The 20594-nt window shown below is 66.5% G+C and carries 21 protein-coding genes; 13 read left to right on the top strand and 8 right to left on the bottom strand.

Features of this window, described 5'->3' with window-relative positions; genetic code table 11:
• Positions 1-65: 65 nt before the first annotated feature.
• The 8 genes from RS84_RS12445 to RS84_RS12415 form a co-directional block, all read right to left on the bottom strand.
• Positions 66-545 carry a hypothetical protein gene (locus RS84_RS12445; RefSeq protein WP_045258061.1) on the bottom strand — a complete coding sequence of 160 codons (480 nt, stop codon included), beginning with the start codon at positions 543-545 and terminating at the stop codon, positions 66-68.
• Positions 546-1511: 966 nt separating this feature from the next.
• Complete coding sequence (locus tag RS84_RS18960; RefSeq protein ID WP_082062171.1) at positions 1512-2036, bottom strand: Imm61 family immunity protein; 525 nt, start codon at positions 2034-2036, stop codon at positions 1512-1514.
• A gap of 775 nt (positions 2037-2811) precedes the next feature.
• Complete coding sequence (locus tag RS84_RS18705; RefSeq protein WP_052676350.1) at positions 2812-5031, bottom strand: hypothetical protein; 2220 nt, start codon at positions 5029-5031, stop codon at positions 2812-2814.
• A gap of 3 nt (positions 5032-5034) precedes the next feature.
• Positions 5035-5406, bottom strand: coding sequence for a DUF6507 family protein (locus RS84_RS12435; RefSeq protein ID WP_045258060.1), 372 nt, complete (start codon positions 5404-5406; stop codon positions 5035-5037).
• Between the two features lie 26 nt (positions 5407-5432).
• Positions 5433-5768, bottom strand: coding sequence for a hypothetical protein (locus RS84_RS12430; RefSeq protein ID WP_045258059.1), 336 nt, complete (start codon positions 5766-5768; stop codon positions 5433-5435).
• The gene (locus RS84_RS12425) at positions 5768-6814 is read right to left on the bottom strand and encodes a DUF6177 family protein (RefSeq protein ID WP_045258058.1); all 1047 of its coding nucleotides are present in this window, start codon (positions 6812-6814) and stop codon (positions 5768-5770) included. Before RS84_RS12425 ends, RS84_RS12430 begins: the two co-directional genes overlap by 1 nt.
• On the bottom strand, positions 6814-7122 hold the full coding sequence (locus tag RS84_RS12420; protein WP_045258057.1) for a pore-forming ESAT-6 family protein: 309 nt from the start codon (positions 7120-7122) through the stop codon (positions 6814-6816). The genes RS84_RS12425 and RS84_RS12420 overlap by 1 nt, the downstream gene beginning before the upstream one ends.
• Positions 7123-7156: 34 nt before the next feature.
• Complete coding sequence (locus tag RS84_RS12415; RefSeq protein ID WP_152641812.1) at positions 7157-7498, bottom strand: hypothetical protein; 342 nt, start codon at positions 7496-7498, stop codon at positions 7157-7159.
• Positions 7499-7682: 184 nt separating this feature from the next.
• On the opposite strand from RS84_RS12415, the gene RS84_RS12410 reads away from it, so the two are divergent.
• From RS84_RS12410 to RS84_RS12350, 13 genes are all read left to right on the top strand, one after another.
• On the top strand, positions 7683-8387 hold the full coding sequence (locus tag RS84_RS12410) for an FHA domain-containing protein (RefSeq protein WP_160298180.1): 705 nt from the start codon (positions 7683-7685) through the stop codon (positions 8385-8387).
• On the top strand, positions 8384-8905 hold the full coding sequence (locus tag RS84_RS19350; protein ID WP_052676349.1) for a hypothetical protein: 522 nt from the start codon (positions 8384-8386) through the stop codon (positions 8903-8905). Before RS84_RS12410 ends, RS84_RS19350 begins: the two co-directional genes overlap by 4 nt.
• Positions 8905-10215, top strand: a complete 1311-nt coding sequence (gene eccD, locus RS84_RS12400) for a type VII secretion integral membrane protein EccD (RefSeq protein ID WP_045258054.1) — start codon at positions 8905-8907, stop codon at positions 10213-10215. The genes RS84_RS19350 and eccD overlap by 1 nt, the downstream gene beginning before the upstream one ends.
• Positions 10212-10904 carry a hypothetical protein gene (locus RS84_RS12395; protein WP_045258053.1) on the top strand — a complete coding sequence of 231 codons (693 nt, stop codon included), beginning with the start codon at positions 10212-10214 and terminating at the stop codon, positions 10902-10904. Before eccD ends, RS84_RS12395 begins: the two co-directional genes overlap by 4 nt.
• The gene (locus RS84_RS12390) at positions 10901-14836 is read left to right on the top strand and encodes a type VII secretion protein EccC (RefSeq protein WP_045258052.1); all 3936 of its coding nucleotides are present in this window, start codon (positions 10901-10903) and stop codon (positions 14834-14836) included. Before RS84_RS12395 ends, RS84_RS12390 begins: the two co-directional genes overlap by 4 nt.
• Complete coding sequence (locus tag RS84_RS12385; RefSeq protein ID WP_045258051.1) at positions 14833-15378, top strand: hypothetical protein; 546 nt, start codon at positions 14833-14835, stop codon at positions 15376-15378. Before RS84_RS12390 ends, RS84_RS12385 begins: the two co-directional genes overlap by 4 nt.
• 37 nt (positions 15379-15415) lie before the next feature.
• On the top strand, positions 15416-15835 hold the full coding sequence (locus RS84_RS12380) for a hypothetical protein (protein WP_045258050.1): 420 nt from the start codon (positions 15416-15418) through the stop codon (positions 15833-15835).
• Positions 15836-15920: 85 nt separating this feature from the next.
• Positions 15921-16901, top strand: a complete 981-nt coding sequence (paaA, locus tag RS84_RS12375; RefSeq protein WP_045258049.1) for a 1,2-phenylacetyl-CoA epoxidase subunit PaaA — start codon at positions 15921-15923, stop codon at positions 16899-16901.
• A complete protein-coding gene (gene paaB, locus RS84_RS12370) occupies positions 16901-17206 on the top strand; it encodes a 1,2-phenylacetyl-CoA epoxidase subunit PaaB (protein WP_045258048.1) in 306 nt (101 codons plus the stop codon). Before paaA ends, paaB begins: the two co-directional genes overlap by 1 nt.
• Before the next feature lie 113 nt (positions 17207-17319).
• On the top strand, positions 17320-18102 hold the full coding sequence (gene paaC / locus RS84_RS12365) for a 1,2-phenylacetyl-CoA epoxidase subunit PaaC (RefSeq protein WP_045258168.1): 783 nt from the start codon (positions 17320-17322) through the stop codon (positions 18100-18102).
• On the top strand, positions 18096-18611 hold the full coding sequence (gene paaD, locus RS84_RS12360) for a 1,2-phenylacetyl-CoA epoxidase subunit PaaD (RefSeq protein WP_045258047.1): 516 nt from the start codon (positions 18096-18098) through the stop codon (positions 18609-18611). The genes paaC and paaD overlap by 7 nt, the downstream gene beginning before the upstream one ends.
• On the top strand, positions 18611-19768 hold the full coding sequence (paaE, locus tag RS84_RS12355; RefSeq protein ID WP_045258046.1) for a 1,2-phenylacetyl-CoA epoxidase subunit PaaE: 1158 nt from the start codon (positions 18611-18613) through the stop codon (positions 19766-19768). The genes paaD and paaE overlap by 1 nt, the downstream gene beginning before the upstream one ends.
• A gap of 10 nt (positions 19769-19778) precedes the next feature.
• Entirely contained in the window at positions 19779-20549 is a 771-nt protein-coding gene (locus tag RS84_RS12350) for an enoyl-CoA hydratase/isomerase family protein (RefSeq protein ID WP_045258045.1), read from the top strand.
• Positions 20550-20594 lie beyond the last annotated feature (45 nt).

The following is a 20594-nucleotide window of genomic DNA, read 5'->3' as shown; positions in this document are numbered from 1 at the left end:
CCCACTCTGCCCCACCCCGACGACATGAAGCTGAACCGAACCGGGGCTCGCTGTCTCCGCCGCAGTCAGGCCCCGAACCGCCCCTTTTGATACACCGGAACCTCAGACCGGGCGCGTGCGGCCTTCACTGCAGCCTCGATCTCATGATCTGACGGGATGGGCATGAGCGGGTGGTCACTCGCCGGCAGTTCGATGATCGATTGCACCCGTATTCCTTCCACGACGCGCATCGACGATGCCGGGATCAATCGTGCACCGGGCAAGAGGACAACTTCTTGATCGGTCGGATGCGCTGAGAGAGCACTGATGTCGCGGGAATTCGAGGTGATGAACATGTGCACGCCGACTGCCCGAAGATTCTCTGTTGCAACGCGCAGATCCCGACTCAATGGAATCGGTTCAACGGAATCAAACGGCGCGTTCAACTCAAAGCTCGCTGCACGCCATGCGATCCCCTCGAAGGTGGGGAGTTGCATCATCGCCGCCATGAAATGCGCCGAGTTCTCAAACATGAAGCCCAATCCCTTGCCTTTGGCAGCACCCATCGGGACTACTCGGGTGCTGCATCCAGAAGCGTCATCGCAAATGAGTGAAGCCCGTCAAACGGTACCTCGAGTCCCGGGTGCAATAGGTCGACGACACCGCTGATAAGGACACGTTAAGGATCCGGATTCTGAGCCACCCACGGAAGATCAGATGCGCCCAAAGACAATGCGTCCCGCTTCGCGATGTGGCGCGGTTCGTACTCCGAAGCGAGCAGGTGATCCTATCGCATCCCCCAACATCCCTCTTCATCGAATCACCCGAAACCCATCCAAAAGATCCTCAATCGAAACCCACGAACTCGAATCCAGGACCCAGAACCTTATCTGGCATCCACCGGCCGGGAAGCCATTGGCTCGGGAGATTGCCTCCGGTAAAAGACCTTCAGCCCGCAGCGCCTCGACTCTCGCTGACAGCCAGTTGAAGGGTCACGTCATGACTTCAGGCAGATCGAGCGCTCAACCGACTACACCGTCGTGCGCGAAGAGCCGGCGAATAGAGGCTCGCCAGTCTCCGAAAGAAGAGATCTCCGAATCTGCTCGGCGGTGAATCTCGAGTATCGAACGAATCTGCTGGAGGCGACAGTTGTCCCCTCTCTTCCTTTCGGACCACAAACTGGTTGCCTTCGCGAAAGCAATAGAAGTCAGGGTCTCCGCTCATCAGCGCAAAAAGAACGTCCCCGCGAACAGCGGATGTCGTTGACCCACCCCAATGGTATCCACCTAGTGCAGCAAACTGCGCCAGTTCTGGTTCTATTGTCTTGTCGATCATCTCCGCACTCCATTAATCGAGTCAGTCAGCTCCTTCATGGGTATCCACCTAAGCTCCTCTGTGCCCCAGAACCGAATTTGCCATCCACCGCCGGGAAATCCGTTGGCCCGCGCAACTATGGACACTTCAGGAAGCATATATTCAGGCAGGCGCCCACTTCGGAACGATCGTTGTACCCAAGGACGGCCAATATGAAATCACTTACGAAATAGTGGCGCCCCGTCGATCCTTTGGAATGATTGCACTATCTCCTGGACCGAATACGTTCCATACTGAACAAATTCCTCAGCCCGGTCTTCAGACATCGCAGAAGCAACGTGCACCTGGTCCCTTTCCACCCACGACAGAGTGACATCGGCGGGGCTACCCTCCACGCGGAAGCGCCCCGCCTCACAACCATAAGCCAAGGAAAAAGACGGCAACCAGATTCGAGGCAGTCCCGACCTTGTTCGCACACTGTTGCCGAGCATGAAAGCGAGGTGCTTTTCCACGTCTTCGATGTGATTCGACGCGAATCGAGGAGCCGCGAAATGCCCCCGCTCCTGCTTATTGACAACGTATACGTCACCTTCCTTCACACAGAAAAAGTCGGGATCACCACTCACCAATGCGAAGATCGCATTCTCGGGCATCGCGACAGACTTTTCTTCAGGCGTGACTCCTTGATACCCTCCCATCGTAGCAAAATCAAAAAGATCTTCGCGCGAACTGGATGACGACATACCGACTCCCGTAATCAGTCGACCGATCCGTATCTAATAATTCCATACTTGGGTTCACGAGATCCTCCAGCGACATCCATTCTTCGTCTCGCGCATTCAAAAGACGATTCTGCCATCCACCGCCAGGAGATCCGTCCGGTCAACTGATACTGAAGCTCGCGGATACCGGGCACTTGGCTACCAGTGGGCGCTTGCCCCCTTCCCACGGCACACGACCACGAATGGGCGCATCGGGATCCTGGGATGCGCCCGAAGGAAGAGACAGTTCCCAGCCCGAGGCACCAACGCTCTTCGTCAAGCCTTGCAATAGCTGGTCAGTTCGTGCGGCAATCCGACTCAGGCGGCTCTGAAGTGGACGCCCAAGACGCCAGCGCAATCTTCTTGTGCGAACCCACGGCACCTGGTCTCTCAGCCGTTGGTCAGCGGGGCGCTCGGGATGAGGGCTGCCTTTCCCATGAACTGGTTAAACAGAGAGATCGAGACGGCGAGGTCCCCACGATTGAGAGCGCGTTATCGCCATTCAAAAGTGATGAGCGCAACAAGCGCGTCGACCGCTTCAGTAGAAAGCCCGGGGAACCGCGACGAGACTTTGTCACCGACCTCCCTCCCCCATTCCCATAGACCTTGGCTTCCGGGCTCCTCGGCATCCACCATTGCGATTATTTCGAGCACGTGATCCTTCAAAGAACCATCTGCGATGCGCTCGGGATGACGGCCCGGTAGCGCCGCATCCGTATCCCACCCAACGTAAGCGATTACGGCCTTGCTGACAATTTCATCTCGCATTTTGCGGCCTTTCATATAGAACCCGCATTCCCCCAGTAGCCGGATCAATGGCAATGATCTTGCTTACATTAGAATTCGACCTGAGTGCATCGAATTCATAGGTCAACCATACCGCTTCAGGACGAATGTTGCGCCCAAGGACGACGCGTACGACACCACTCGCGGACTCTGCGTACATCCTAGAAACTTCTCCCCATGCCGCCTGAACGACAGGATCGTCCGACCAGCGAGGCATCTTTATTCCATGGTCAGCAAGATATGTCTCGAGCGTTGTCCCTCCGCGCTGTCGAGCCAGCCCGGTGGCAATATCAGAGCTACCCACAAACGTGGAATTTGCCGGATTCGGCATCTCCGTGCGACCGGTCCAGAAGAGTTGCGTATCGGGTTCTATGCGAAACTGGAGGGCGTTCAAGTCAGTCCATCCTAGAGCCGGAGTAGGGGTTTGCGTTCCCAGGACAGCATCGATATCAATCACGCCGCGGTCGTTCCCCCAAACCAAGGACATGTCGGCTCGAGGTGGTTCGATAGCTAATGGCCCGTTCGCAGTCACCACTGCGTCAGTACCCAGGGCCGGAACTTTAGTCCCAGCTATAGGAGAAGGCGCAGTACCGCCGACAGTCGTACTCGCTTGTCCTTCGACTGTGTGTGTCTGAGACGAGTGCGCACGTTCCGCATCTGCACCACCTATGTTACTGCTCTCCCGAACCGATGTGTGCGACTCCAGGCTTCCGGTGTGAGTATCTGATGGGGCGCTTCGACTCCCCATTGCCGACTCAAGTCCGAGCGCCTCGGAGACCGCGGTTCCGGGCTTCACCGGGGTGTCGAGGTGGGTGATATCGAGGGCGGTGTTGAGGGTGCCGGGGACTGTGGTGGGTTTGACGGTGACGTTGAGGTGGGTGTCACGGATGGCATTGATGAGCCCGCGGAAGCCTGTCTTGACACCGGTGGAGGTGAGTTCGACGACTTTCGCGACACCGGTGACGAGGTGCGATCCGGCAGGGACGACGAACTCCGCGACACCGGCGACACCGCGGACGATGAAGGATCCGACCTTCGTGCCCACCACGACGACCTTGCCGATGTTCGCTACAGGAATGAAGAACGTGCCCACGTTCGCGACGGACTCCGTCGCCGCAGCGATGCCGTCTTCTTCCCACTTGTGCCAGCCGTTCTCGCCGGCGAGGTGAGCCTGCTGGTCCCAGCCGATGATGCTCCCCCAGGATGACGCGACTGTGTTGATCCGGTCTGTGAAGAAGTTGCGGAACGGGGTGTTCGTGCCCATCGACGCGATACCGGCGATCATGAACGGGACGTTGGTGACGGCGAGCGTGGAGCCGACGAAGTCTCCCAGACCACCCACCGTTTTCCAGAACGTGTCCCAGGATCGGACGCCCGTTTGCGCGTCGTATCCGGTGATCAGTTCGCCCCCGGTCCAGATGCCCTTCCCGAAGTTCGCCAGGCCAAACCCGATTGACTCGGTCACGTTACGTTGCTCGCCGACCGCAGCCCCCCAGGTGGAGAACTCCGGAGAGTTCGCCAGCGCTTCGGCTGTGATCGCGTCGAACGGGGCGGCGCACACGAGCTGCAGTTCCGCCTGGATTGCGTTCGCGCACGTTGTCGCCGCGGTCGACACTCGCGCGAGGATCGCTTCGAACCGATGAACGAGCTTCTCGTTCTTCGCCACCGCCGGGTCGTGCTCTCGCCACGAGATCGTCGTCGTCTCGTAGGAATCGTCCATCATCACCGGGTTGCCGTCGATGCCGGTCGTGAAGCTCCCCAGCCAGCCGCGGGCTTCGATGTTCGTGACCTCGTACCCGGCGAGAGCCTCCACTCGGAAGTCCCACGCGTCCTGCTCGATGTCCTCGAGATCGGGTTTGATGGCCTCCAGCTCCGCCGCATAGGTCTCCAGAGCGGAAGAGATGCGAGAGGTGACACCGTTCATGTCAGCCGCGCCCGCGACGGCCGGGTCCATCAGCGCGTACACGGCCCCGGCATCGGGGGTCTCGAAGACCCCCGGGGCCTTCACCGTCGTCCATGCTGTCGATACGGAATCCACTGCGCCGACGACACCCGTTCCGATTCCGGCGACGCCGCTTGCGGCTGCGGTGATCGCGGTGGTGTCCAGGTCCCCCGCGCGGACGACGAAGCCCGCCGGATTGATCAGCCCGTCGTCAGCCCCGCCGGAGTTCGATGCATCGTTGTCGAACATGACCTACTGCCCCTGGTATCCGTGCTGCTCGAAGTAGGTGAAGTCACCGTCGCCGGCGGATCCGACCATCTCGGCCTGGAAGGTCGCGGCCATTTCTTCTTGGCCTTCCTGCAAGGCGCGGGCGGCGTTCCCGACGCCGTAGATCCCCGCAGCGACGTGGTTGGAGATCGTGGCCATGTTGATGCTCTGCTGCTCGGCGAGCACCTCATTCAGCGCCTGCGACACGCACGCCGTGACGCCGCCGCCCCAGGTCAGACCGCCGAAGATCGCGGTGATCTTCTCCTCAGTGATCACGGTCGACAGCGACTCGAATGCCGTGGTCGTGTCGGACAGCGCTGTCGACAGCAGCGCCGGATCCATCTTCCACTCCGTCATTTCCCCCACACCTTCCGGTCGCACATCTAGAGCTTCTCCCGCACGGTTCCCTGCACGGCCCGGGCCAGCGCATCGATCAGCGGCCGGCCGGCGGTGCTGCCGGTGAACGGGAGGATGAATTCGGTCCACAACGCGAACGACACAGGCGGGTCCTTCAGCAGCGCCCGCGCATCAGCGGGGTCGTGGACGACCGTGGTGTTGAACATGGTCAGCACCGGGTCGGCGTTCGTGTCGAGGAACTGCGTGATCTCACCATCGCGGAACGACAGGCCCGCGCCGTCTGGGATCACCTGCAGCGCGGTGGCGAGTACGAGTTCCTCGGTGAATGGGATGTCGCTGAGGACGACGAGTTCGGTGGCCATCAGATCACCCCACGGAACTCGTTCGACAAGGCCGCGGCGAGGCGTTCCTGGTCGAGGTCGTACGCGAACGCCCGCAATTGCGTCCACAAGCCTTCCCGGCCCGTCATCCGCACAAGGACGCTCGGTACCCGACCGGGGCCGAGGACCACCACATCATGCGATGCAGTGAGGGCCGGGATGTCCAGGCGCAGGTCGCGGACCGTCCTCGCGCCGATCAGGACCGCAAGAGGCGCATCGACCGGGTACCCGCCGACCGGGTATCCGAACCGTCCGCCGGCCTGGTGCAGCATCCCGGCGGAGATCAACGCGACACGAGGAGTGAACTGGGTGGCGAGTCCGGTGAGCGTGGACGTGATGAACGGCAGCACCCGGTCGCGGAGCTCGGCCCGCGCAGTGGCGCTGAGAGTCGGCAGCGGCACCCCGCCGTGCACGCGCTGCAAGATCCCGTCGCGGGTGCGAGCGACCGCCAGGGACGCCCACGCTCCTGTCTCGGACGAGGCGAGCATCACGTCGCTCGCGGGCATCTTGCGCTGCGCGTCCTTCGTCACCGCGACGTGATCCCACCCTGAGGTGAGCGGCTCGTCACGCCCCCATCGCGCGGGGGCTCCGCCGGTGAGCCCGCCCACGAGGAAGTCGACCAGCGGCCCCACCCGGGTGTCGTCAGATGCACGGTCGGCCGCATAGACGTCGAACAGCACCGCCGGCACCGCCGTCGACGTCGCGCTGACTTCTGGATGGCGTTCACTCGTGTCCCGCGGTGCCCACAGGTCGGAGATCGCGCGGATGCGGGTACCGGAGCGTGCATCGTAGACGAGCCCGCCGTCCGTGAACGCCCAGTGCGCGCCGCTCTGCGTCATCGCCGAATACAGGTGCGGACTCAGTACGGCACCCGGTCCGGTGACCAGCACCGGACGGATCTCGCTGGCTCGGCAGTCCGCGAGGAAATGCCAGAGCGGTCGGGAGTACGCGACACGGTCGTGCTCGACCTTGAACAGCGCGTACTCATCCGTCCACTCATCAGCCAGGGGATGGACGGCCGTCGCCATCAGATGGGCAGTGCGGCGCGGCCTTGGGCGAGGGCGCGCAGGGCGATGTCGTCGTTCTGCTCGAGCGAACCGCGGATCGCGGCGATCACGCCACGCACCTGGTCACCCGCCTGCGTCCACTGCTGCTCGAGTGCCCCGTACTCCTCAGAGACACCGTCGGCCTGATAGTCGGCGAGAGCCGCGCGGACATCCTGATCACGACGCTGCAACGCCGCCTCCAGACGGGCCGCGACGTTCTCGAAATTGGACTGCACCGACTGAGACGCACCGACGTTGTAGTCGTTGCGGTCGATCTGGTTACCGGTCATGACAAACCCTCCGTACTGTCGTTGCGTGCGAGGCTCAGGCCGACGCCTGGCCCGAGATCCGTGCCAGCACGGCCTCACCACTGAAATCCGCAGCACCCTGCGCCGCATTATGCGCGGCCGCACCATCTTCCGCCGCCGTCACGAACGCGAGGTTCTGCCCCGAGATCGACGTGACGATCCCCGACAGCGCATTGTTCAACGCATTCGTGATCTGATCCGTATTGGCCTTGAAATCGTTGAAACGAGCCTTCGCCGCACCATTGAACACGCCCTCGAGCGGCTCCGCCGCATCGATCAGCTCACGCACCAACGCCGTCAGATCCTCCGACTCGCTCTGCGACCTCTGCCCCAGCCGAACCAGCGTCTGCTCCTCCATAGCGAACTTCATATCGCCCCCCTGTCTACTCAGAACACACCAAGGCTAAACCACCCTCACGGAAACAGCCCTCCGCTGTGACCCATATACGTGTTTCCACGTATACCCACGCGGTTCTACGTGGCGCCCCCGCATTGGTGGGCGCGGACGCCACGTGTACGTCCGGCTGTGTACCATGACCGACGTGTCCTCTGCCATCGTCGAACCGCCGCGTGCCGCCGCTGTCGGCTCGCTCGTCATCGACGTGCTGGCCACCCTCTTCATCGCCCTCATCGCCGCGCTGCTCTCCCCAGAGAACGCCGCCGTGGCGGCCCCCGTGGGAGCAGCCATCGCCCTGGTCGGTCTCGTGCTCTGGCGTGGAATCCTGGGCGGGGGCATAGGCCATTCGATCATGCGGCTGCGCAGCATCGACACGATCACAGGGTTGCCGTCGTTCCGCGTGATGCGCACTGCGACGGTGCGCCGGGGCGGTGACGGCGACCCGTTCGCGTTGCGCGCTCACCCGGTCGTCTTCGCGAAGCCGCTGCCGGAACCGCGGCGCAGGGAAGCAGAAGGGACGCACCTGCGGCTGCTCATCGACGACGGCACCACCCATCTCGTGCAGAACACAGCCATCATCGGCCGCAATCCCACTACCAAGGATCCGGCGGTTGCACTGATCGCGATTCCCGATCTCACGCGCACCATCTCACGTACGCACCTGCAGGTCGAGATCGCCGAAAGCGGGGTGGTCGTCACCGACCTGGGATCCAGCGGAGGCACCCTGCTCGACACGGATGAGGAACTGCCCCCGCATGTGCCGACGCCGATCCCGTGGGGCACAGCTCTCGTTCTCGGAACCCGCCGTATCGTGTTCGAGCAACGCCGGCGCAGTGGGGAGGCCGCATGATCGACTACGACCAGACGCTCCTCGAGTCGACCCGCACGCACCGCGAACGGCTGACGGCCGCGTTCGTGCACGGCGAGCAGCGCAACCGCCGCACCGTCAACTCCAACCTCCGTCGGCTCACCGGATCCATCGTCCTCGGCGCTGTGCTGTGCGCCGCATGCCTGGGCACCGGTTTCGTCCTCAACATCCTCCAGACGCAGCGAGAGGACAAAGCCGTCGCCGCCTACCGTGCTGCGATCGCCGCGAGCCCGTTGGAGCCCGGTGAGAGATTGGCCGAAGATCAGGACAGCGGCCTGCTGATCGACACGACGACGGGAACGCTCATCGACCCCCGCACCGGATTCGTGATCGATCCCGACACGGGCTGGGCCACCGACCCGCAAGGGCGGATCATCGACCCCCGCACCGGGTGGTTCGTCGACCCCGAGACCGGCCTGCGCACCGACCCCGCCACCGGGGTGACCATCGACCCTGACACACTCGACGTCGTGGATTCCGAGTCAGACGGGAACAAATGATGGAGTACACGCGCGTCACTGTGATCGGCACCCGCCGGAAAGCAGATCTCGTCCTCCCCGATGACCACACCCTCGACGAACTCCTCCCGGAGATCATCGATCTCCTGGATGAGCCGGTGGGCGACGGTTCGCCGCTCGTCCTGACCTCGCTGCTCGGGCAGCCCGTGAGCTCTCGAGAGACGCTCGCCGCTCAGGGGATCGACCATGGTTCGATCCTGCGACTCGTCACCCACGACGAGGCCCCGCAACCCCCGGACGTCGCCGACGTCACGGAGGCCGTGAGCGACGCCGCCGGCCGCCGGGCCGATCGGTGGACCCCCGCACTCACCTCCCTCGCCCTCTCGGCCGTCGTCACGGTCACGGCGGCGATCACGGGCCTGCTCCTCGCCGCGACACCGGGCAGTCTCACCGGCCTGCTCGTCACGTTCATCGGCGCGGTCGTAGTCTCCGCGCTTCTCGCACGTCGCGGCGTGATCGCGGGACGCAACGCGCTGCTCGGTCTCAGCCTGGGACTCACGGTGCCACTCGGCATCCTCGGCGCCTCCGCCGTCCTGCCCGCGGTGGCCCGCGATCTGGTCGTCCCGGTCGCCATCAGCGAGGTGCTGGCGTGGGCGGCCGTCGGGGTCATCATCGGTGCGGGTTCCCGACGCCGCGGCGTGGTCCCCGGCGCGGCGGTCGCCGTCGCGTTCGGCGCCGCGGTCGTCGTCGCTGCCGCCGTCGGGGTGCCAGTCATGGTCGCCGCGGCCGTGTACGGGATCGTCGCGGTGATCGGTCTCGGCCTCGTCCCCGCACTCGCTCTCACCGCCGCCGGCGTCGGGCGTCTCGACGACACCGCCATGTCCGGGTCGCCGGTGCGACGTGGAGACATCGACGAGGCCATCGACATCGCGTTCACCGCCCAGACGGCGCTGGTGCTCGCCCTCGCCGTCCCCGCGGCGGTCTCCATCGCCCTGCTCGGTGCGGGGGACGGATGGCAGGCTGGCCTCGCCGCCGCGCTGGCCCTGTTCCTCCTGACCCGCAGTCGTTTGTTCCCCCTCGCGATCGCCCGCGGCGCACTGCTGGCCGCCGCTTTGGTCCCGCTCGGTCTCACGCTCTTCAGCGGATCCGCGGACTCGACGATGCGTGCCGGCATCGGAGCCGCCGTCTGCGCACTCCTCGTGGTCGTCGCCGTGCTGCGCCCGTCTGCAGCTGCGCAGGCTCGCCTGCGTCGCCTGCTCGGTGTGCTCGAAGCGCTGACGGTGATCGCGATGATTCCGCTGCTGCTCGGCATCATGGGCGTGTTCGGCGACCTGCTGGGGACGTTCTCGTGACTCGGCTGCAGATGATCGCTCAACTGTGGGATGGCGAGCGTCACCGGCGCAGCATCGACGCGGAACGCACGCTGCGTTCACCGCTGCCGGTGATCCGCCGTGTGGGGTTCGCGTGCCTGCACGGCGGCACCGGCTGCACGACCGCCGCCCGGGCGGCGACATCGATGCTCGCCGGCCGTCGTGACCGCGGTGTCCTCTTCGTCGATGCTACGGGCCGCACCGCTCCGAGCACAGACCCCGTCCTTCGACCGGTGACGATCCCCGCCCCTGTGTGGCCCGGCGGCGTCGACGCTTGGCGTGAACGGTGCGAACCCGAGTACCGCGAGAGGGAGATCACGATCACCGACTGGGGTGTGCTCGGCGCGCCTGATCTGACCGCGGTCGCCGCACACTCCCATGTGCTGTGTCTGACGACCGGAGTGGAACGCCTCGCGGTGCAGCAGGCTGTGGATGTCGCCGCCGCGCTGATCGCCGCGGGGACCCCGACGCTGATCGTCGCGTCAGGACTCCGCGGACGGATCACGCTGGCGACGAAGCGGATGCTGGCCTCCTCACCCATTCCCCAGGTCACGCTCCCGTATGACCGCCACCCCCATCCGTCCAGCGCGAGCGCACTCGCAGCATCCGTTCTGGGTGCAGAGATCGTCCGCATGGGCACCCCCGCGCGGCACCTCGGGAGCGCAGCGTGACGAAAGCCCTGTTCCACCGCCCCACTCGCGTCACCGCCCCGCCGACGCCGCCGGACCCGGAGCTCATCCCCGCACCGCCGTCCTTGGAGGATCAGGGCGGAGCGATGCCCCTGCAGTTCCTCCTGCCTCTGATCGGCGCCCTGTCGTCGGTGATCATGATGGTCGTGCTCCGCAACGGCCAGCCGCTGTTCCTCGTGCTCGCAGCCGTGATCTTCGTCGTCGCCGTCGTCGGCGGGCTGGGATTCGCGCTGTCGTCGCGGGGCCGCGCCGCCCGCAAGGCCCGCACCCGCCGCGAGTTGTACCTCGACTACCTCGAGCGGCTCCGCGCGGAGTTGCGCGAACGCGGCGATCATGACCGTGCCGCCGCTCTCGCCGTGCACCCCGCCCCCGAGGGGCTGGTCGAGATCATGCGGAACCCCGCTCGCCGGTGGGAACGACGCCGCACCGACGCCGACCACCTGTCGGCCCGGATCGGCCTCGCCGCCCGCCCCTGGTTCGCACTCAGCATCGCGACACAGGAGTCTCCTCTGGAACCCGCTGACCCGATCCTGCAACGAGAAGCGGAGATCGTCGCCCGCACCCTCGATGCTGTTCCCGAGATGCCGATCACCGCCGACCTCGACGACGCCTGGGTCGTGTCCGTCGTCGCCGAGCGCGACCGCGGCATGTCCGCGATCCGATCCCTCATCGCCCAGCTCGCCACCGCCCACACCCCCGACGACCTCGCCCTCGCCGCCGCCTATCCGCCGGAGCACGCCGGCGACTGGGCCGGTTTCGACCTGCTTCCCCACGTTCAGGACACAGCGCTGTTCGACGGCCCCCTGCCCGCGCGTCGCGTCGCCCCCGATCTCGCCCTTCTCGGCGACGTCCTCGCGGGCGAGCTGACCGCGCGCGCTGCATCGGCCACCGGAGTCCAGCGCCGTGGCAGCGGAGAGATCCAGCGGGCGCGTCTGGTCGTCGTCATCGATGATCACGGACGCGCGGCGTCCCGCCTGAGCAGCCCCGACCCGCACCTGCGGCTGCAGGACCTGAACGTCACCGTCGTCCACCTCCTCGCCGACCGGCTGCACGAACCCGACGATGTCGACGTGCGCATCACGATCGCAGAGAACGATGCGATCGTCACCCATCGCGCCTCCTCTGCCGCCCCCGTGCCGGTGGCGTTCATCCCCGACGACACGCGCAGCGACACGCTGGTCGCGCTCGCCCGGTCGATGGCGGCGTTCCGCACCGTCCACGTCGCCGCCCGCGCCGACAGCGGCACCACGGATCCCCTGGACATCACCCGTCTCCTCGGCATCACCGACGTCGCCGACATCGACCCGACCGCGCTGTGGGCGCTCCGCTCCCCCAGCGCATTCCTGCGCGTGCCGTTCGGCACCGACGACAACGGGCGGCCCGTGTTCCTCGACCTGAAGGAGAGCGCCCAGGAAGGCATGGGCCCGCACGGGATCTGCGTCGGCGCGACCGGTTCGGGCAAATCGGAGATGCTCCGCACGCTTCTGCTGTCCCTCGCTCTCGTGCACCCGCCCGAGGATCTCAGCCTCCTCCTCGTCGACTACAAGGGCGGCGCAGCGTTCTCCCCGTTCCAGTCCCTGCCCCACGTCGCAGGACTCATCGACAACCTCGCCGCCGACCCGCAGCTGACCACGCGTGCACGTGCGTCTCTGCAGGGCGAGGTGCTCCGGCGCCAGCAGATGCTGAAAGACGCCGACTCCTCCCCCTCGATCACCCACTATCGGGAGCTGCGCAAGACCCGTCCCGACCTCGATCCGATGCCGCATCTGTTCATGGTGATCGACGAGTTCGGTGAGCTGCTGACCGCCGAACCGGAGTTCATCGACCTGTTCCTGCAGATCGGACGCATCGGACGCTCCATCGGCATCCACCTGCTCCTGTCCAGCCAGCGCATCGAAGCCGGCAAGCTCCGCGGCCTCGACACCTACCTGTCGTACCGGCTGGGTCTGCGTACCTTCAGCGAGAGCGAATCCCACGTCGTCCTCGGCACCACCGACGCGTATCGCCTCCCAGCCCTCCCCGGCTACGGCATCCTCAAAGTCGACACATCGGTGTACCAGCGGTTCCGCGCTGGATTCGTCTCCGGACCGGTACCCGCCCGGTCCGCGCCCGTCACCACCGACGGCGAGCGGAATCGGGTCTTCCGTCTCCCGCTGTACAACGGCATCTCCCAAGACACGGATGACGGTCCGGTCCCGGCCCCCGCGCTCTCCGCACCGGAAATGGGTGAACTGTTCATCGACGAGGCCGTGACACGCCTGCGAGCCGACGACCGCACAGTCACCTCGGCGTGGTTGCCGCCGCTCCCGGAACGACTCGCCCTCGGACAGATCCTCGGCGAGCAGGATGCCGCGACGGATCTCGAGCTGCCCATCGGGCTGATCGACGACCCCGCGCATCAGACGCAGTCCCCGTGGATCCTCGATCTCACCCGCGGCGGCGGACACCTCGCCATCATCGGCAGCCCGCAATCGGGACGCGGCACGCTCCTGCGAACCATCGCCGTCTCCCTCGCTTTGACTCGCACGCCCAAGGACGTCGCCATCTATGGGATGGACCTCGCCGGTGGCGGTCTGCGCCGTCTGGAGCCGTTCCCGCACGTCGGCGGCGTCGCGACCCGCTCCGACCCCGCTCGGATGCGACGCCTGATCGAAGAACTCGAAGCGATGCTCACCACCCGCGAACAGATCTTCAAGGACACCGGGATCGATTCGGTCTCGCAGCTGCGGTCCCGGCACGCAGCAGGACAGATCCCGCAGCTCGCGTCTGCCGAGATCGTCGTCCTCGTGAACGGGTACGGCGCCCTGCGTCAGGAGTTCGATGACTTGGATGCCGCGTTCACGGCGATCATGATGCGCGCAGCGAACTACGGGGTCCACATCGTCGTCGCCCTGTCCCGCTGGAGCGAACTGCGCATCGCTCATCAATCCCTGTTCGGCACCAAGATCGAGATGCGTCTCAACGACGCCGGAGATTCCCAGGTCGACCGGAGCCTCGCACGCACCATCCGCGCTGCGGCTCCCGGCCGCGCCCTCAGCGACAACGGACTCATCGGCCAGGTCGCCCTTCCGGTCCTGGAGGCCGCAGACGAAGGCGAACTCGGAGACGCCGTCGAGACGCTCGGGCACCGCGTCGCCGCTTCCTGGTCCGGCCCATCCGCGGCGCCCATCCGACTGCTCCCGCAGGACCTCGACCCGGACCAGCTCCCCGAGGCCGTCGACGAGCCGGACTCCGTCCCGTTCGGCCTCCGGCAGGACACCATGGAACCCGCGTTCTGGGAGTTCACCCGCTCCGACCAGCACCTCCTCGTGTTCGGCGACGCCCGCAGCGGCAAATCCAGCACGCTCCGCATGATCGTCGCTGGGCTCATCGAGCGGTTCACTCCGGACGAACTCGCCATCGCCATCGTGGACTCCCGTGGGCATGTCGGAGAGACGATCCCCGACGCCTATCTCGCGGCGCACGCCCGCACCACCGCTCAAACGTCAGGGCTCGCATCCTCCATCGCCACCGAGCTCTCCCGCCGCCCGAGCCTCGACCCCGCCGCCCTCGCGGTCGCACCCCGCGTCGTCCTGATCGTCGACGACCACGACATCATGAGCGCCGGCGGCATCGAACACCTCACGGCCCTCGCCGCGCACCTGCCCACCGCCCGGGACACCCGTTTCCACATCATCCTGTCCCGCCCGGTGGCCGGATCCGTGAGAGCAATGTACAGCCCGTTCCTTCAGGGGATCCGAGACACCGGCGGGGCCCTCCTGCTCCTGTCTGGCGACCGCAGCGAGGGACAGATCCTTCCCCGCGTGCACGCCGAACGCTTCCCCCCAGGACGTGGCCGCTACGTCCGCCGCGGCGAGTCCCCGCACGTCGTCCAGGTCGCCCACATGCCCGGGAGAACCGAGCAGACACGATGACGACCGTGACCTTCCTCGGTGCGAGCGGCGGCACCGGCACCACCACGCTCGCCGCGCTCAGCCTGCACCTCCTCATCAGCCATGGCGTCCGCCTGCCCACCGTCATCGCAGAAGACTCGGCAGCATTCGACCGACGATTCGGGCTCGCGCTCCCGCCTGCCCCGGCAAGCGCACACCAGCTCATCGACGGGGGACGCTACGACGAGCGCAAAGCCGCCTCCGCCCTCACGAACGGCTACCTCGTCCTGGTCGGCGCTCAATCGACCCACGGGGTGAACGCCCTCCATGAGCGGGTCACCGACGTCACTGCCCGCTTCGGCCTCGGAGCGGAGCCGCGCACCTTGCCCGTGATCACCTCTGCGTTCGGACGACGCAGATCCTCCTCTCACGACGTGCCCGTTCAGATGCGCCTCCCATACGACAGCGCACTCGCGGCGGGCGGACCCCTGTCGGCCGCCATGCCGCACCTGAGCGCCCGCGCGCGCGCAGCGCTGGCGCAACGATGGACACGATGGGTCCTGGAGACGTTCGCGCTTCGCTGACCCGGCGATGACGTCGCCCGTCGTCTAGCGTGGATGCATGATCACCCGCGAACTCGCCGTCGCCCTGCGTGACGCCGGACTGTCCTGGCGTCCGGCCGAGGGTGACCGGTTCCAGCTCGATCTCCCCGACGATGTGGAGCTCGAAGCCGAGGCCGACGTGTTCACGGTGAGCGAGATGACGATCGAGGCCCGGCAGACTCCCAGCGGCACCGACCTCGCGTTCAACGGCACCACCGAATGGGCGCTCGACGCCGTGACCCTGGCCGACGCGGTGTGGCTGCCCCGCGAGGATCAGCTGCGCGAACTCCTCCGCGGCACATTCCGCCGCCTGAGCCGCCTCGACGACACGTTCGAGGTCGTGGTCGAGATCGCCGGGGAGACGCTGCGGTTCGAGCATCCCGACCCCTCCGAGGCATACGGCCGAGCGCTCCTCGAGCTGGTCTCGCGCTCGCGCTGAGGCCGGGCCTTGCACGGCGGGATTCGTCATGCCAGAATTACCTAACGAACGGTCAGTAAAGGCGACCGAAGCTGAGGAGTCGACGATGACCACCCCCGCAGACCTCTCCCTTGTAGACGGCGAGCTCTCCGAAGAGGAGCGCCTGTTCGACGAACTCGTCGCGAACGAGCAGCGCATCGAACCGCGCGACTGGATGCCGGATGCCTACCGCAAGACCCTGATCCGCCAGATCAGCCAGCACGCGCACTCCGAGATCATCGGCATGCAGCCCGAGGGCAACTGGATCACCCGCGCCCCGAGCCTGAAGCGCAAGGCGATCCTCATGGCGAAGGTGCAGGACGAAGCCGGACACGGCCTCTACCTCTACTCCGCGGCCCAGACGCTCGGGATCACCCGCGACGAGATGATGGAGCAGCTCATCACCGGTCGCGCGAAGTACTCCTCGATCTTCAACTACCCGACGCCGACCTGGGCCGACATGGGGGCGATCGGGTGGCTCGTCGACGGCGCCGCGATCTGCAACCAGGTGCCCCTGTGCCGCGCCTCTTACGGCCCCTACGGGCGGGCGATGGTGCGGGTCTGCAAGGAGGAGTCGTTCCACCAGCGGCAGGGCTTCGAGATCCTGCTCGCACTGATGCGTGGCACGGACGAGCAGCGTCAGATGGCGCAGGATGCCGTGAACCGCTGGTACTGGCCGAGCCTTGCCATGTTCGGCCCGCCGGATGACCAGTCCCCCAACTCGGCCCAGTCGATGAAGTGGAAGATCAAGCGATTCTCCAACGACGAGCTGCGTCAGCGTTTCGTCGGGATGCTGGTGCCGCAGGCCGAGATCCTCGGCGTGACTCTCCCCGACCCCGACCTCCGCTGGAACGAGGACAAGGGCGAGTACGACATGGGCGAGATCGACTGGGACGAGTTCTTCGAGGTGCTCCGCGGCAACGGACCCTGCAACGCCGAGCGCCTCGAACGTCGCCGCACCGCGCACGAAGACGGAGCCTGGGTGCGCGAGGCGGCGGCGGAGTACGCGCGCAAGCAGGCCGCGCGCTCCGAGGGGAAGGTGGCGTGATGGCGACCCCTGGCGCCGTCGAGCGCGAGCCGTGGCCTCTCTGGGAGGTCTTCGTCCGCGCGAACCGCGGGCTGAGCCACGTGCATGTCGGGTCGCTCCATGCTCCGGATGCCGAGATGGCGATCCGGAACGCTCGGGACCTGTACACCCGACGGGGCGAGGGCGTCTCGATCTGGGTCGCGCCCGCCGAGGCGATCACGACGAGCGACCCCGACGCGAAGGGCGCCTACTTCGAGAGTCCCGCTGGCAAGAACTACAGGCACGCCGTGTACTACACAGCGTCCGAGGGGGTGCCGCACCTGTGAACGGGGCATCTCCGGCCCACCCCCCGGTCGTTGAGCGAGCGACGAAGGAGCGAGACGAAACGCCGCGATCAGATCGCGACGTCTCTGCCCACGGCGACGTCTCGGTCGACGAGCTGAAGCTCAGCGATGAGCTCACCGGAGCCGGCGGGGTCGCGGCATCCGCCGACATCGCCGAGTACGCACTGCGGCTCGGTGACGATGCCCTGATCCTCTCGCAGCAGCTCGGCGCCTGGATCTCGCGCGCGCCCGAGCTCGAAGAGGACGTCGCTCTCGCCAACATCGCCCTCGACCTGCTCGGGCATGCCCGCTCGCTCCTGCGCTACGCGGGCTCCTACGACGGCCGCTCCGAAGACGATCTCGCCTACTTCCGCGACGAGCCGGAGTTCCGCAGCGCCTGGATCGTCGAACAGCCGAACGGAGACTTCGCACAGACGATCGCCCGGCAGTTCGTGGTCTCGAGCTACATGTTCGAGCTGTACTCCGCGCTTCGAACCAGCACCGACGCGACGCTCGCCGCGATCGCGGAGAAGGCTCTCAAAGAGGTCGACTATCACCGCGACCACGCGGTGCAGTGGATGCTGCGCCTCGCCGGCGGCACGGATGAGTCGCGCATGCGGATCACCCGGGCGGTCGCCGACATCTGGCCGTACGTCGACGAGCTGTTTCGCGACGACGAGCTGATCGAGCGCCTGGGCGGGGCCGCCGCGCGCCCCTCGGCCCTGCGTGCCGGATTCGACGCGGTCGTGAGCACCGTGTTCACCGAGGCCGAGCTCGCAATCCCGACTGTCGCGGCATCGTCGGCCGGAGGGCGACACGGCTCGCACTCCACGCCGTTCGGTCATCTGCTCGCCGAGATGCAAGTCCTGGCCCGTCGGCATCCGGGGGCGACATGGTGACCTCTGTTCTCACTCGCGACGAGGCATGGCGGATCGCCGCCTCCGTCCCCGACCCCGAGGTGCCCGTTCTCACGATCGAGGACCTCGGCGTGCTGCGGGCCGTCGAGGTCGACGGCGACCGCGTGCACGTCGACATCACGCCCACGTACAGCGGCTGCCCCGCGATGGACGCGATCCGCGACGACGTGATCCTCGCGCTCACCGCCGCGGGCTTCGCGCAGGTGGACGTGCGCCTCGTGCTCTCGCCCGCGTGGACGACGGACTGGATGTCGGATGCCGGCAAGCGCAAGCTCGAGGAGTACGGCATCGCCCCGCCCTCCGGTCGTGCAGCGCATGGGTCCCCGAGTCTCTCGAAGGGCGGTCCCATCCGCCTCGCCATCAGCGTGCGCTGTCCGCGTTGCGGTTCTCTCGACACCCGCGAGGTCTCGCGCTTCGGATCGACCTCGTGCAAGGCGCTGTTCGAGTGCCGCGCCTGCCTCGAGCCCTTCGACCATTTCAAGGTGCACTGATGTCGCTGTTCGCATCCGCGCAGGTCTCGCCTGCGGCATCCGCTCGCCCCCAGCCGGCGCGCACGCGCGCTCGATTCCACACCCTGACCGTCGAGGACGTGCGGCCGCTGACCGACGATGCGGTCGAGGTGACCTTCACCGTTCCCGCAGAGCTGGCTCACGACTACGACCATCTGCCCGGCCAGTACGTGGCGCTGCGCACGGTCCTCGACGGCGTCGAGGTGCGGCGCTCCTACTCGCTGTGCCGTGCTCCGGAGCATCGCGACGACGGCACGCCGACACGACTCAGCGTGGCTGTGAAGCGCGACGAAGGCGGCCTGTTCTCGACCTGGGCGCAGACCGGGCTGAAGCCCGGCTTCGAGATCGACGTGATGAGCCCGCAGGGCACCTTCACCTCAGGCCTTGCCGATCTCGACCACCGCCACGTCGTCGGCATCGCGGCGGGATCGGGTATCACCCCGCTCATGTCGCTCGCGCAGACCGTGCTGAGCCGCTCGGACACCTCGCGGTTCACGCTGCTCTACACGAACCGGTCGACGCTCGACGTCATGTTCCTCGAGGACCTCGCCGATCTGAAGGACCGCTACCCCACGCGCCTCGTCCTGCACCACGTGCTGTCTCGCGAGCAGCGCACGGCCCCCGTGCTGTCCGGCAGGCTGGATGAGGAGAGGCTGCGGCTGATCTTCCGCACCCTGATCCTCCCGGCCGACGTCGACGAGTGGTTCCTGTGCGGCCCGCTCGCGCTCGTCGACCTGTGCCGTGAGGTGCTCGCCGGCCTCGGTGTCGAGCGTGACCGCATCCGGTTCGAGCTGTTCACGACCGGTGAGGAGCCGCTGCGCGCTGCGCGACCGGTCGAGGTTCGCGAGGGCGAGAAGACCGTGCAGATCGAGGTGACGCTCGACGGCGTGTCGTCCACCGTGCAGAGCCCGGTCGACGCGCACGAGTCGGTGCTGAACGCCGCACTGCGTGTGCGACCCGACGCCCCGTTCGCGTGCGCAGGAGGCGTCTGCGGCACCTGCCGCGCCCGGGTGATCGAGGGCAGCGTCACGATGACCGAGAACTACGCGCTCGAACCCGACGAGATCTCTCGCGGCTTCGTGCTCACCTGCCAGTCCCACCCGACCAGCGACCGCCTCGTGGTCGACTACGACGTCTGAGGAGCATCCGATGATCGATCTCACCATCGCCGACGACGTCGCCACGATCGCCCTGAATGCGCCGTCGAAGCTGAACTCCCTCGACGAGCAGGCTCTGCATGACCTCGGATCGGTGTACGACGCGGCCGAGGCGGCCGGGGTTCGCGCGCTCGTGCTGCGCGGTGAGGGGCGGGCCTTCTGCGCAGGCCGCGACATCTCCGGGGTGGATCCCCGCGACGACGACGTGATCGGCTATCTCGGCGGTCTCGTCACCCCGCTGCTGCGGCGCATGTCGACGTTTCCGGCCCCCACTTTCGCCGTCGCTCACGGCGCATGCCTCGGGGTGGGCCTGGGCCTGCTCATCGCCACTGATGTCGTCTACGTGGCCGAGTCCGCGAAGATCGGGTCTCCGTTCGCCGCTCTCGGCGCGACGCTCGACTCCGGCGGGCACGCACTGTTCCTCGACCGGCTCGGAGCCCACAAGACGCTCGACCTCATCTACACGGGGCGACTGATGAGCGGCAGTGAGGCCGTCGAGTCTGGTCTGTTCTCGCGGGTGTTCCCCGACGACGAGGTGGTGCAGGCGGTGACGGATGCCGCCGCCACCGCCGCCCGTGGCGCCACTGCGGCGTTCCTCGCGAGCAAGCAGCTGATCGCGCGTATCCGCGACGAGCGGCTCGCGCTGTGGGACTCGGTCGCGATCGAGAACGCGGCGCAGGCAGCGCTCTGCGACACCTCGGACTACAGGGAGGGGTTCGCCGCGTTCCAGGCGAAGCGACGGCCGAAGTTCCAGGGACGCTGAATCGCGGCATCCGCTCTCGGCTGCGCTCGGCCGGCAGCGTCGACG

Source organism: Microbacterium hydrocarbonoxydans, from assembly GCF_000956475.1.
GTDB classification, from domain to species: domain Bacteria; phylum Actinomycetota; class Actinomycetes; order Actinomycetales; family Microbacteriaceae; genus Microbacterium; species Microbacterium hydrocarbonoxydans_A.
This window is presented reverse-complemented; position numbering and strand designations above follow the sequence as displayed.

What these genes read in the sequence shown, in the direction of transcription:
- RS84_RS12445 (WP_045258061.1), bottom strand. Translation starts at nt 545, where the DNA reads ATGGGTGCTGCCAAAGGCAAGGGATTGGGCTTCATGTTTGAGAACTCG.
- RS84_RS18960 (WP_082062171.1), bottom strand. Translation starts at nt 2,036, where the DNA reads ATGTCGTCATCCAGTTCGCGCGAAGATCTTTTTGATTTTGCTACGATG.
- RS84_RS18705 (WP_052676350.1), bottom strand. Translation starts at nt 5,031, where the DNA reads ATGTTCGACAACGATGCATCGAACTCCGGCGGGGCTGACGACGGGCTG.
- RS84_RS12435 (WP_045258060.1), bottom strand. Translation starts at nt 5,406, where the DNA reads ATGACGGAGTGGAAGATGGATCCGGCGCTGCTGTCGACAGCGCTGTCC.
- RS84_RS12430 (WP_045258059.1), bottom strand. Translation starts at nt 5,768, where the DNA reads ATGGCCACCGAACTCGTCGTCCTCAGCGACATCCCATTCACCGAGGAA.
- RS84_RS12425 (WP_045258058.1), bottom strand. Translation starts at nt 6,814, where the DNA reads ATGGCGACGGCCGTCCATCCCCTGGCTGATGAGTGGACGGATGAGTAC.
- RS84_RS12420 (WP_045258057.1), bottom strand. Translation starts at nt 7,122, where the DNA reads ATGACCGGTAACCAGATCGACCGCAACGACTACAACGTCGGTGCGTCT.
- RS84_RS12415 (WP_152641812.1), bottom strand. Translation starts at nt 7,498, where the DNA reads ATGGAGGAGCAGACGCTGGTTCGGCTGGGGCAGAGGTCGCAGAGCGAG.
- RS84_RS19350 (WP_052676349.1), top strand. Translation starts at nt 8,384, where the DNA reads ATGATCGACTACGACCAGACGCTCCTCGAGTCGACCCGCACGCACCGC.
- eccD (WP_045258054.1), top strand. Translation starts at nt 8,905, where the DNA reads ATGGAGTACACGCGCGTCACTGTGATCGGCACCCGCCGGAAAGCAGAT.
- RS84_RS12385 (WP_045258051.1), top strand. Translation starts at nt 14,833, where the DNA reads ATGACGACCGTGACCTTCCTCGGTGCGAGCGGCGGCACCGGCACCACC.
- RS84_RS12380 (WP_045258050.1), top strand. Translation starts at nt 15,416, where the DNA reads ATGATCACCCGCGAACTCGCCGTCGCCCTGCGTGACGCCGGACTGTCC.
- paaA (WP_045258049.1), top strand. Translation starts at nt 15,921, where the DNA reads ATGACCACCCCCGCAGACCTCTCCCTTGTAGACGGCGAGCTCTCCGAA.
- paaB (WP_045258048.1), top strand. Translation starts at nt 16,901, where the DNA reads ATGGCGACCCCTGGCGCCGTCGAGCGCGAGCCGTGGCCTCTCTGGGAG.
- paaD (WP_045258047.1), top strand. Translation starts at nt 18,096, where the DNA reads ATGGTGACCTCTGTTCTCACTCGCGACGAGGCATGGCGGATCGCCGCC.
- paaE (WP_045258046.1), top strand. Translation starts at nt 18,611, where the DNA reads ATGTCGCTGTTCGCATCCGCGCAGGTCTCGCCTGCGGCATCCGCTCGC.
- RS84_RS12350 (WP_045258045.1), top strand. Translation starts at nt 19,779, where the DNA reads ATGATCGATCTCACCATCGCCGACGACGTCGCCACGATCGCCCTGAAT.